Raw genomic sequence first — 12,744 nt, 5'->3', positions numbered from 1 at the left:
AAAATAAGCAAACAGCTGTATTAACACACCTAGACTTGTATGGTTGGACTAAAAAGATGTGTGAAGCGCACTTAATTCAGATTGTAGACGATAAGCGAATTTTCTTGATTTTTTGCAACCAATTCGAGCTTCCGGTCGTTGTCGATATCGGCCAAATCAATAGGCGAGCTGCCAAACACCGGGAAATTTGCCATTGGCCTTGCCTGACTATCAAAAAGATAGATTTTCTGGCTCTGAAGGTCGGTAATGCTGACGTATATTTTGTCATAGATATAGAAAATCTTGGGGGCGGTGTAGACCCCAAGCTCGAGCGCTACTTTTTTTCCCTTGATGCTCAATTCGTTGTCGTTCATCAATGCCAATGTCTTGCTTGTGGCGAACATGCCGTGATCTGCGCTCAAGTTAAAGTTGGTAGTGGTCAGCTTGCCGTTGCTTGCCACTTGGTACAGGATACCCTTTTTGTCGGTTACCGAAAACTTATTCTTGTATAGAAATACCTTGTTGTTTGAAAAGTCGATTTTTTGCGACACCTTGATTCTGTCTTGACCGGCGCGGTGCCGGATCTTCAATTGTCCGTTTTCCAACTGGAATACGAGATAGTCTTTTTTGCCAATTCTAAAGTGCTTTGGCGGAGCAATTACAGGACTCTCGGTTTCGGTATACTTGAACCCGTTTACAATATCACCCTTTCGATTGTACATATACACCTTGGTGCCTTGCGTCACCACAAAGCGATAGTCTTTTCGCCCATCATAATCAAAAACAGCCAGACCGTTCAAATTACCACCCTCGTAGGTTTTGTTGAATGGCTCCACTATTTCACCGTTTCTATCCAAAATCAAAAACTGGTTATTGGTGGTAAAGGCCAATTGCAGCTTTCCGTTCCTGTATAGATCTACCTGGTGAATGCGGCCTTGCACCCTTCCTTCAAGCTGTTTTTTCCACAATACCTTTCCATCGGTCGATATAAGATAAAGGAAGTTGTCTTGGTCTTGTACCACTATTTCTTGCTTGTTGGTGCGATGGTTTTTTACGAACTGTGGGTCGGTGGCCAAATCAGTATCTAACTGAAGGGTAAAGAGCGGTGATACACTATTGGCGGTTTTGGCCTTTTCAATTTTTGCGATAAAGAAATTCGTATGGAAGAAATCGTCATCAGCAACCAACTGTGCGGCAAAACTATATTCGTCAAGTTTGGCATTTTTTAAATCCTTGGCCAAGGCAGCCTCAAATTCTTCGGTTAGAAATTCCTCAATGCCCGTACCGGTAGAAACAAAAAGCATACTCGATTCGTTTGCAAGGTATTGAAGGGCAGTTTTGTACGTAGTGCTCTTGTCAAAAGACGCGCCACTGGCATAATTGCTGATAAGGGTTTGGATGGTTTCAATATCTTGTCCGAAAACGAAGGCGTTTTCAATGACCGTGCAAAATTGGGCCTCGAAATTGTTGACCAAGGGATTGAAGGCCTCGGAGAGCCAATTTGTACTGCCAAGCTGTATGATTTCCCTTCCTTGGTAATCAGCGGTTCCTACCTTGTTCGAATTGATAAAGCCAGAAAGGTTTTCTGTACCAAAGGTATTGAGCACCACGGCTTTTTTTGAGGGCATGAAGACTACCCCTATCTCTTCAACAGCATTGAACAGGGTGTCGAGCGAATGTGTTCTGTCCAAATAGTCATTCTGGTTCGTGGCAAACCGGGCATAATCATTGAAGGTAAAAGAAAGAATGGCATTTGCAGTCAATGGTGCAATGGCCGCTGTCCGGTTTGACAGTGGCGTGGTGCCCTGAAACAAATTCACCCAATTTGGCAGGCTATCGCTGGCCATGGTGACTCCCCTGAGCCCCAAGAAATCTTGGCTGGCCTCCAGGTCAAGATAGGCGTGATCGGCAAAACGTTGTACGTTCTCAACATCTTTGTTCTTGAGCTGCGAAACGATCAAAGGGGCTACTTCGGAAAGATTGAAAAAGAAATTGGCTGTTTTGTTCTTGTCGGCATTCGTGTAAAGCTTTACCAACTGCTTGGGCAACTGGCTTTTGCCCTTTAACCTGACGATGTTCTCAATTAAAAGTTGTGAGGAACTTACAATGGTTTTACCATCTTGTTCCAGCATAAAGAAATTGCTATCGCCTACAGCGTAATGCTTAATTGTGGCCCCTTCATATTGCAGGGTTTCTATGGTTTTATCGCCAATATCATCTAGATTGAAATTGATGGCTCCCTGGTTTGTAGCCAAAATAAATTCGAAACGCTCTTTGCCCACTTCATAAAAAGATAGCAAGGCTTCAGGGCCAATGTTGAGGTAGTCGAGACCGCCGCAGGTATTCGAGATGGCGTTGTACAGCCCCGTGGATTTGATTGCCGATAGGAAAGTTTGGTTTTTCAGCTGGCTTTTAAATCCTGTAAAGTCGTTGATTTTAATCAGCAACGCTGCATTTGGCGGTAGATGCCCGAGTAATGGATCAGACGCTTTTTTTTCTGGAGAACATGATCCTACTACGATTAAAATGGTGATAAGAAGTGCTCTCAGCCTCATCATAAAAGTTTAGCACAAATGTAGCGGTTTAGACATCAAGTTTCAATTGGGTGGGTAGCTGTTTGAAACTTTTTCGGTGATATTTTGTCAACCCATATTTTTTAATGGCCTCACGATGTTCTTTTGTAGGGTAGCCTTTGTTTTGGGCCCAATTGTACATGGGGTACTCTTCATGCAATTGTCGCATGTAGGCGTCCCGATAGGTTTTCGCCAAAACAGAGGCACCGGCGATACTCAGGTATTTTCCATCGCCCTTTATGATACATTCGAACGGGATATTGCCATAGGGCTTGAACCGGTTGCCATCCACGATAATAAACTTGACGGGGCAATCCAATTGGTCCAATGCCCGGTGCATGGCCCTGATGGAGGCGTTCAAGATGTTGATTTCGTCAATCTCATCAGGAAAAACGTGGCTTACCCCAAAAGACGGGGCCTGTTCTTCCAAAATTGGGCGCAACAACTCACGTTTGTGTTCGGTCAACTGTTTTGAATCTGTAAGGAAAGAATTTTTAAAGTCGGGAGGCAATACAATGGCCGCGGCGGTTACCGGCCCTGCCAAGCAACCACGGCCGGCCTCGTCGGTGCCGGCTTCTTCCAAAAATCGATAAAAACGCTTTAATCCACCCAACTCTGTTAATTGACCTTAAACTCAAAAACCTCAGAAGTGGAAGAGTTGCCCTTGCTATCGGTTGTCTTTACCTTCCAATAATAAGTGGTTCCTGAAGTCACTGGCACATCGGGCAAATTGGTTTCTGCCGTTGTGCCCAATGAGGTGGTGGGATCTTGCTCAATACCTCCGTTGAGGAAGATTTCATACTCGGCAATATCATCGTCCACATCACTGGCACTCCACTCCAAGGTTACCGAACTTGCGGCGTCAATATTGGCACCCCTTTCAGGATTTACCGCTTCGGCCGGAAAGGGAGCATAGTTTTCAATGCCCGCCCCCTCATTGTAAAACCGGAAGGTAGCGCTGGTGGCTGTCTCGGTGGTTCCCTGTGCCCTGGAAATAACAAACCACTCGTAGGGTACGCCACGGTCAATTTTGATATCTGTCTCGGTAGTGGTCGAATTGGCGAAGAACGAAGAGCCGCTATTTAAATTGGTTACGGTAACCGAATAACTATCAGTGTTCTGGGCGGCATTCCACTCAAAAGTTACGGTGCTCTTTGTATCGTCGTTCGGGTCAATAACGCCCGTATTGCATTCCGTATCATCTTCAGGAAATACCAATGATGCCGATGATGGTGCAGGAATCGGAGGCGGGTCGTCATCGCCGCCCGAAATAGGGGGCGCGTCGTCGCCAGAGCCGCCACTGCTGCAGGCTGCTAAAAATAAAAGATAAAAAAGGGTCAATACTGAAAATCTATTTAGTCTCATTTCTTTAAAATTTTAAAGTTCAACAACGACCTTTCCGTTTTGATGTTCAATAAATAAACACCTTTTGCCAAACCTGACACATTCATGTTTATGTAGCCACTGTCGGGCTGCATCTTCTTTTTGAAAACACTTTTTCCATTGAGGTTGTACAGCGCTGTCTCCACGTTGTTGAATTCGTTTGATCCCAGATAGACATTAAGGGTTCCGTTTTGAACCGGATTGGGATAAATAAACACTTTCGAGCTTAAAATTATGGTCTCTTCATAGGTGCCTTGGCAATCTTTGTCGGTTCTCACGGTCAATACATTTTCGACCTTCTTCAGCGGCAAGGTAATCTCACTTTGTGAGGTGGAGAACAGTTCATTGTTGAGCTCGATAAAGTACTCTTTGCCTCCCGATAGATTTAGGGTCACTTCATTCTTTAGCGAACTGACCTTGGAACCTACATTAAGCGCTTCTGGTTCTGAAACCGAAATGTCAAAGCAGCGATGGTATCCTTGCGGATTGTCCAAAACAGCGCAAACTTGATAGTCGCCAGCCGCGAGGTTTTCAAAGGTATGCGCAATGTTAAACGGAATCATTTCAACAAGCCCCTCGCTATCATAAAGTTCGGCAGAATAGCTGCCCTCTTCCGAAGCGGTTAGGGTTACACTACCGTTGTTGTTCGAAATACATGATTCGGCCGTGACCAAAACTGTAAAGAAGTCACTCGGCAACGAGAACGTTTCGCAGCCATCGACATCGACCACGGCGCCATCAGGTGTGTCTGGGCAAAGGTCGTTGGCGTTTGGAACCCCATCGTTGTCCAGGTCATCGTCGCAAACATCACCAATGCCGTCTCCATCGCCATCAGCTTGGTCTGCATTGGCAACAAATGGACAATTATCCAACGCATCCAACACCCCATCGTTGTCATCGTCTTCATCACAAACATCACCAATGCCATCGTTATCGGCATCGGCCTGATCTGCATTGGCCACCAAGGGGCAGTTGTCATCAACATCCAACACCCCGTCATTGTCATCGTCGTCGTCGTCTTGAAAGCCCTCAACCACAAAATCGTCGATGATGACTCCTTCTTGGTTTACTGATTGGTCGGCAACAAAAACAATGGCGAATTGGATGTTGGTCTCGCCGGTGAGATCGGTTTCGCCCCTTGCCGCATTTGCCAAGAAATCATAGGTGTATTTGGTCATGGTTGCATTGGTGCCGGTCCATTGAGCGCCTGGACAATTGAAACAGTCCGTATTGCCCGATGACTCTCTGGTTCGGTTGCTATTGTACCAATTTGGTTGGCTTCCCAACTCCCCAAGCACCTCGGAGGTCTCAAAATTATCGGTAGAGTAGACCACATACACGATGTCCCAGTCTTGTTCTAGGTCGAATGCCATTTGAAAACTCAGTTTGGGGGCCAATATGGTAGAAAGGTCGTAGCATCCACTGTAGATTACACCTACTGTTTGGTCTGGGTGGTTGCCATCAAGGTTAGTGCCCAGTACTTGGGTGCCGGAACTAGCGGTATTCAATAGTGTGCCAGTGGGCACCCCTCTTTCCCAAACACCTCCAGAAACGGCGGGTGAGCCACCCACCAGGTCATACGTAAAGAGAGAAGTGGCTTCAGTCTCAAAGTCGAACACTTGGTCACCATTTGCAAACGAATTGGCAATGAACAATGTGGTTTTTTTTGTGTTGTTGTCATCAAAGGCATCATTGGCAATAGAGACAGTTACAGTTAGAATAGAACTTTGACCCACTGCCGGTGTGAGGGTGGGCAAACTAAAGGTCTCGGTAGCTCCACTATCAATGGTGCCATTGAATGTGAATGTTTGATTACCTCCCTCGTTTAGCCTGTAGGTGACATCGACCTGTGAAATGGCATTTAAACCTTTGTTTTCCACCGTAATCTGTGGGGTTATTTCAGCGCAGGTTACTGTGCCCGAAACGGCCTCTATAGAAACCAGTTTTATATCATCTGCCGGCAGCTGCACTGGTATAGGTGTTTGCCATGCCCCTCGGCCGTAGGTGCTCGCCACCAACATCTCATCGTCTGGGCTGATTTCAAGATCGCTGATGGCCGTATTGGGCAGATTGGTAGAGTATTGTTCCCATTCTGTCAAGGAATCATCAAGCCGATAAACGCCAAGACTTGTGCCCACAAAAATGGGATTGTTGTCATTTCTTGGCTGATGTACAATGGCAAAATAGGCTTGGTCTGTTGGTAGGTCAAACGTAATATTCTCGGTAGAGACCAATGTGTTGCCATCTACTGTAATACGGTAAACCGCTCTATTTTGGGGCTGTTGACTTTGTGATCGGCCAACTCTGGCCGAGGTGGTCACATAGACGATGTTACTATTGTTGTTGTTAATGGCTATATCTGAAATCTGTGTACCCAAGGTGTCAATGGCCACAAAGTTTTCACCACGGTCACCACTGCGGTACAGCACGTCATTTTCTGCGGCGTACATGATGTTGGGGTCATTGGGGTCAATTTCAAGGTCATCAATATTGTTGCCATTGAAAAAATCTGATACCCTTTCCCATTCACTTCCCGTTAATCTGAAAACAGCGGTGTACGCTGCATAAACGGTGCCCTCGCCATCAACGGCCAAGGGGGTGATCCAATTGCCGGAAATCGGGCCAGACCCAGTGTCAGGGGAAGCGATTGTGCCAACCGTCTGGCCAAGGTCGGTAGTTATGTACAAGGGGTTGCCAAATTGAAGGAATCCGTAAGCAATATTACTATTAGATGGGTCTATTTCGTAGTCCATGCCATCCCCTCCGGTATACACATTCCATTCGTTATTGTTGTAGACAAACCCTGAGTTGTCTTGTGTGCCCCCAACAATTTTGCTGGCATCGTTCTTGGCGATACCAATACGGTAAAATTGGGTAACGGCCAAACCATCGGACTTATCGGTAAAGCTGCCGCCGCCATCTTCCGATACGAAGAGGCCCCCATCGCTGCCACAGAAAAGCTTGCCATCAAAAAACTTCAAAGTGTGAATGTCGGCATGGGTATAGGCACTGTTGTTTGTGCTCCAATTGTTTACTTTGGAGAACGAATCGCCCCCGTCTGTACTTTTCCAAATATTTAGGCATCCAGTGTATACTTCATCTGCATTTGTGGGTGAGACCTCTATTGCCAAATCGAACCAAGCTTGGTTCGATTCAAAAATGTCTTCTGTATTTCCCGTTTGGGTAAAGGTAGCCCCACTATCGGTAGATTTGAACAGTCCCAAGAAAGCTGAGCTTCTTGCCGTAACGTCAGCTACCAACACATACACCACGGCAGGGTCGTCGGGTGAAACTCCCAAAACCATTCGCCCCCCATTGGTGGGCAAAACACTTGTTATTTCTTCGAAGGTGTTGCCTCCATCGGTAGACCTAAAATAAGAATTGGAATCAACCGCGTAGATAGTATTTGGGTCTCCCGGTTTCAATTTAAAATCGGTGATATTGCCGGTCAACTTCACTTCCCAAGTAGCCCCCGCATCTTCTGATTTTTGAAGACCATCGGTAGTGCCTACCCAAACAACGTTTGAATCGGTTGGGTCGATTACAATTTCGTTCATAGTGTCAAACTCATCTTGGGTATCGGGACTAAGGCCCGTTTCGTTCCAAGTTAACCCGCCATCGATAGATTTAAAGACCCCCGCGCTGTATGAGTCTGAGGCGTCATCATCGCCCGTTGCAATGTAGATGATGTTTGAGTCGTTCGGGTCAATGGCTATACCGGAAACCCCTATTTGTGGAAACTGGTCAAAAATATTTGTCCACGTATCACCGGCGTCCGTAGATTTCCAAATGCCGCCTGCTGGGGCACCGGCATACCAAATGTCGGCGTTGTTGGGATCTACCGCGATGGCATTTATTCGTCCAATACCGGGCAGTGAGCCCCCCAACTCATTGCTGACCACTGGTCCCAGAGGGGTCCAGTTGCTCGTGGGGTTCACAGGGCCCTTTGCGGTTTGTTTGTTTTTGTAGGCTTGCCAAAGCTCTTTTGAAGTGGGCAAAGTACCGTCGGCCTTTACGAAGTGCTGCCAATAATTGCGCCACCGCATAAAAGGTTTGTAACCACTGCCCTTGGCATTTTTGTCTTTAGCTTTCCAATACGTGTCAAAGACCTCCGTAATCTCATAGAAGGTATAGGTGTCACCGCTATTGTCAGTTGCGCCTTTTGAAAGAGAGGTGTTTGGGTTGGTTCTTTTCAGTTCTTTCATCCAGGGAGCGTTCTTATTGAACTGGGCGTACGAACAAGACACGGCCACCAAGAAGAGGAGGGGTAATTTTCTTTTCATAACAATTAATCGCATTAGCTATCAACGGCTCAAAATATGGATTTTTTTTAGTACGCTTAACAGTTTTTAACATTTTTTCGGCCAGCGGAGCCATTTCGTCCGGCATCTTTTGTCGATGCCAAAACTTTCACATTTGTTTAGCAACAAAAAAAACTAACTTTGCCTTGCAAGTTGGGCGCATGATAAGACCATTCATCATTCTTTTGTTTTTCTTCGGATTGCCATCGCTCTATTCGCAGGTAGATTCTCTGCCACCCCTTCAAAAAAGGAAAGACTCGGCAACGGTTTTTGGCAAAAAAAAGAAGCAGGCGAAGAAAAAGGGTAGGGCAATTACCATAAAAGATTACCTTATCATTTCGCATGACAGTGATACTACCTATGTAGATACCACCCTTACCATACAAAAAGAGTATAAGTACAACTTTCTGAGAAGTGATGATTTCGAGTTGATGCCCTTTGCAAACCTGGGGCAACCCTACAACAAACTGGGCCATAATGCAAGAAGTGCGTACATATACCCTAGAATTGGAGCAACTGCCAAGCATTTCAACTATATGGAGGCTGAAGATGTGCAGTACTATCATGTGCCAACGCCCATGACCGAGCTTTTCTTTAAGACCACTTTGGAGCAGGGCCAGCTTCTTGATGCCTTGCTGACTTTGAACACATCGGAGCGGTTTAACCTTTCGGTATTCCATAGGGGCTTTAGGTCGCTTGGAAAATATCAGTTCGAACAAGCCCAATCGAGTAATTTTGTGGCAACGGCCAACTACAGATCTAAAAATGGAAGATATTGGGCAAGGGGGCACATTGCAGCACAGAATTTGGAGACCGAAGAAAATGGCGGTATAGAAGATAGGGAGCAATTTGAATCGGGAGCAGAAGAGTTTACCGATCGCTCCCGAATTGATGTGCAGTTTTCAAGAGCCAACAATACCTTGGCCAACAACCGCGTGCTGGGCAAGCGATATTTTCTAGACCATCAATATAAACTGCTAGGCGCCAAAAAAGATTCGTTGAACCCCAAAAGCTCTCTTTCGTTCGGCCATACGTTCAGCTACGAGACCAAGTTTTACCAATTCTTGCAAGACGGGCAGAGCGGTGTCTTCGGTTCAGAGCCCTTTGTTGTGCCCATAGATGATAAGGCCTCGCTGAAGACTATGTTCAACCAGGTGTCCGGCACCTTTTCAAACAAAACGCTGGGTACCATATCGGCGAATGTTCGCCTTTTTAACTATGACTACTTTTTCAGAAGTATACTTATTGATGATGAAGGCCGCATTGATAATCGCTTACATGGTGAAGAGCTCAATTTTGGTGGAAGCTACAAGAACACGTTGGGTGGTTTTTCGTTGAGCGGAGATTTTTCGTTGAATGTCTCGGGCAAGTTGTCGGGCAATGTGATCAATGGGCGAGCAGCCTACCAGATAAATGAAAACAATAGGGTCTATGCAGCCATCCACGCCTCCTCCAGAATGCCCAATTTCAATTTGCTGCTGTATCAGAGCAATTATAGAAATTTCAACTGGCAGAATACAACTAGTTTCGAGAAGCAAGAAATAAAGGGAGTCACCTTTGGATGGGACTCGAAATTTTTAGGGTCGCTAACAGCGAGTTATGATGCGATTGACAATTATACTTATTTCAGGTCAGAGGCCAACGCAGAAGATATTGCGAACGGCCTTGAACGGGCACTGGTGAAACCGGCCCAGAACAATCAAACGATTAATTATTTAAAGGTTAGGTATTCCAAAGAGTTTAAATGGAGGCGCTGGGCGTTGATGAATACCGTCATGTATCAAGAGGTCTCTCAAGATATGAACGTGCTGAACCTGCCCCAGTTGGTAACCAGAAATACGCTTTATTTTTCGAAAGACGTGTTCAAAAAGGCCATGTTTCTTCAGACCGGGGTTACGTTTAAATATTTCACTTCATATACCATGGATGCGTACCATCCTCTATTGGGTGAGTTCTATGTTCAGGAACGCGAAGAATTTGGCGGTTATCCCATGCTCGATTTCTTTATCAACGCCAAGGTGCGCCAGACCCGTATTTATCTAAAGGCAGAGCACTTGAATACTGTTTGGGGCAGTGAGTATAATTATTACGCCGCCCCTGATTATCCATACCGTGATTTCGTTATCCGTTTTGGGTTGGTCTGGAACTTCTTTTCCTAATTTTTTCCCAAAGGATTTTTGTAATCGTTTGGAAAATAAATCCTTAATAAAAAAGGTGAAAAAATTGTGCTGTTTTATTGCGCAAGTATTTGTGGGATTAAAATAACGTGATTATATTTGCACCCGCTTTGCTTGATGGCAGGGCATTTTTTTCCGGTCAGTTGTCCGTTTTTCGGGCGTTTTTTTTTGAGAGGGCCGGGTCTTTTGTTTTGTGAAGTTCATATACATATTGGGAATAATGACAGCGTAAACAGAGAGAGAACCATTTTGATCGCCGGGTGCGGCCTTTGTTGGGGGATCAGTTTAAGATTTCCACGATGAAGAGTTTGATCCTGGCTCAGGATGAACGCTAGCGGCAGGCCTAACACATGCAAGTCGAGGGGTAACAGGGAGAAGCTTGCTTTTCCGCTGACGACCGGCGCACGGGTGCGGAACGCGTATGGAACCTGCCCCTGTCAGGGGAATAGCCCGGGGAAACCCGGATTAATGCCCCATGGCATCCCGTCACCGCATGGTGTCGGGATTAAAGATTTATCGGACAGGGATGGCCATGCGTACCATTAGCTTGTTGGTGGGGTAACGGCCCACCAAGGCAGCGATGGTTAGGGGCCCTGAGAGGGGGATCCCCCACACTGGTACTGAGACACGGACCAGACTCCTACGGGAGGCAGCAGTGAGGAATATTGGACAATGGCCGGAAGGTTGATCCAGCCATGCCGCGTGCAGGATGACGGCCCTATGGGTTGTAAACTGCTTTTTTACGGGAAGAAACCCACCTACGTGTAGGTGGCTGACGGTACCGTACGAATAAGGACCGGCTAACTCCGTGCCAGCAGCCGCGGTAATACGGAGGGTCCGAGCGTTATCCGGAATCATTGGGTTTAAAGGGTCCGTAGGCGGGCCTGTAAGTCAGGGGTGAAAGGCCACGGCTCAACCGTGGGACTGCCCTTGATACTGCAGGTCTTGAGTCATGGTGGGGTTGCCGGAACATGTGGTGTAGCGGTGAAATGCATAGATATCACATAGAACACCGATCGCGAAGGCAGGTGGCCAACCATGTACTGACGCTGATGGACGAAAGCGTGGGTAGCGAACGGGATTAGATACCCCGGTAGTCCACGCCGTAAACGATGGACACTAGCTGTGGGGCCTTAGGGCTCCGTGGCCAAGCGAAAGTGATAAGTGTCCCACCTGGGGAGTACGTTCGCAAGAATGAAACTCAAAGGAATTGACGGGGGCCCGCACAAGCGGTGGAGCATGTGGTTTAATTCGATGATACGCGAGGAACCTTACCAGGGCTTAAATGCAGTCTGCATAAGCTAGAGATAGCTTTTTCTTCGGACCGATTGCAAGGTGCTGCATGGTTGTCGTCAGCTCGTGCCGTGAGGTGTCAGGTTAAGTCCTATAACGAGCGCAACCCCTGCCGTTAGTTGCCAGCATGTAAAGATGGGGACTCTAACGGGACTGCCGGTGCAAACCGCGAGGAAGGTGGGGATGACGTCAAATCATCACGGCCCTTACGTCCTGGGCCACACACGTGCTACAATGGCCGGCACAGAGGGAAGCCACCCCGTGAGGGGGCGCGGATCTTGAAAACCGGTCACAGTTCGGATCGGGGCCTGCAACTCGGCCCCGTGAAGCTGGAATCGCTAGTAATCGCGCATCAGCCATGGCGCGGTGAATACGTTCCCGGGCCTTGTACACACCGCCCGTCAAGCCATGGAAGCCGGGAGTGCCTGAAGTCCGTCGCCGCAAGGAGCGGCCTAGGGCAAGACCGGTAACTAGGGCTAAGTCGTAACAAGGTAGCCGTACCGGAAGGTGCGGCTGGAACACCTCCTTTCTAGAGAGACGTCCCCTTTTCGGGGGCCGTTGCCCGCGACGGGGTTCTTTCCCTGTGCGCTGTCACCCATATGTTTTTTTTGATATAGCAGTCTCGTAGCTCAGCTGGTTAGAGCGCTACACTGATAATGTAGAGGTCGGCAGTTCGAGCCTGCCCGAGACTACCAGGTCGAGGAAGGGCGAGAAGTTCATGCTGAGCGTAGCCGAAGTGAGCCTGCCCGGGACTACCAGGTCGAGGAAGGGCGAGAAGTTTGTGCCGAGCGCGGTCGAGGTGAGCCTGTCAGGGACTACGGCGCGGCGCGGCTGCGAGTTGAAGGTTAAAGGTGGAAAGTCAAAGGTCCGCCTATGGTTTTTGAAGTTCTTAAAGAAATATTGGATAGGGAAATTCTAGAGGTTGGGTCATCGGTAACGGTGCGCCGTTTTTTAAGGAACTGTCAACTGTTCACTGACAACTGACAACTGGGAAACGGGGAATTAGCTCAGCTGGCTAGAGCGCCTGCCTTGCACGCA

General features: G+C 47.3%; 5 protein-coding genes, 2 tRNA genes and 1 rRNA gene (1 of these 8 running past the window's edge). 4 read left to right on the top strand and 4 right to left on the bottom strand.

Annotation, left to right across the window (positions count from 1 at the left end; translation table 11 throughout):
* Positions 1-71: 71 nt before the first annotated feature.
* From VC82_RS04245 to VC82_RS04230, 4 genes are read right to left on the bottom strand one after another with little or no spacing between them, the layout of a single operon-like run.
* Positions 72-2,537, bottom strand: coding sequence for a ribonuclease HII (locus VC82_RS04245; protein ID WP_245615975.1), 2,466 nt, complete (start codon positions 2,535-2,537; stop codon positions 72-74).
* Between the two features lie 25 nt (positions 2,538-2,562).
* Entirely contained in the window at positions 2,563-3,165 is a 603-nt protein-coding gene (locus tag VC82_RS04240) for a ribonuclease HII (protein WP_045801268.1), read from the bottom strand.
* Between the two features lie 5 nt (positions 3,166-3,170).
* Positions 3,171-3,917 carry a hypothetical protein gene (locus VC82_RS04235; protein ID WP_045801267.1) on the bottom strand — a complete coding sequence of 249 codons (747 nt, stop codon included), beginning with the start codon at positions 3,915-3,917 and terminating at the stop codon, positions 3,171-3,173.
* Positions 3,914-8,218, bottom strand: a complete 4,305-nt coding sequence (locus VC82_RS04230; RefSeq protein WP_045801266.1) for a thrombospondin type 3 repeat-containing protein — start codon at positions 8,216-8,218, stop codon at positions 3,914-3,916. Before VC82_RS04230 ends, VC82_RS04235 begins: the two co-directional genes overlap by 4 nt.
* A gap of 179 nt (positions 8,219-8,397) precedes the next feature.
* Between VC82_RS04230 and VC82_RS04225 the strand changes: the two genes are divergently transcribed.
* The 4 genes from VC82_RS04225 to VC82_RS04205 form a co-directional block, all read left to right on the top strand.
* Positions 8,398-10,395 (top strand): putative porin, encoded by a 1,998-nt coding sequence (locus VC82_RS04225; protein WP_084598157.1) that lies wholly within the window; start codon positions 8,398-8,400, stop codon positions 10,393-10,395.
* A gap of 314 nt (positions 10,396-10,709) precedes the next feature.
* A 16S ribosomal RNA gene (locus VC82_RS04220) occupies positions 10,710-12,235 on the top strand.
* A gap of 89 nt (positions 12,236-12,324) precedes the next feature.
* A tRNA-Ile gene (locus tag VC82_RS04215) sits at positions 12,325-12,401 on the top strand.
* Between the two features lie 301 nt (positions 12,402-12,702).
* Positions 12,703-12,744, top strand: a tRNA-Ala gene (locus VC82_RS04205); it runs 32 nt beyond the window's last position.

The sequence above is a fragment of the Flagellimonas lutaonensis genome (assembly GCF_000963865.1).
Lineage (GTDB): Bacteria > Bacteroidota > Bacteroidia > Flavobacteriales > Flavobacteriaceae > Flagellimonas_A > Flagellimonas_A lutaonensis.
Note: the sequence above shows the minus strand (reverse complement) of the source record. Positions and strands in the feature narration are given on the sequence as shown.

Bases quoted from the DNA above. Each gene is read 5' to 3' on its own strand.
- VC82_RS04245 (WP_245615975.1), bottom strand. From the start codon at position 2,537: ATGATGAGGCTGAGAGCACTTCTTATCACCATTTTAATCGTAGTAGGA.
- VC82_RS04235 (WP_045801267.1), bottom strand. From the start codon at position 3,917: ATGAGACTAAATAGATTTTCAGTATTGACCCTTTTTTATCTTTTATTT.
- VC82_RS04230 (WP_045801266.1), bottom strand. From the start codon at position 8,218: ATGAAAAGAAAATTACCCCTCCTCTTCTTGGTGGCCGTGTCTTGTTCG.
- VC82_RS04225 (WP_084598157.1), top strand. From the start codon at position 8,398: ATGATAAGACCATTCATCATTCTTTTGTTTTTCTTCGGATTGCCATCG.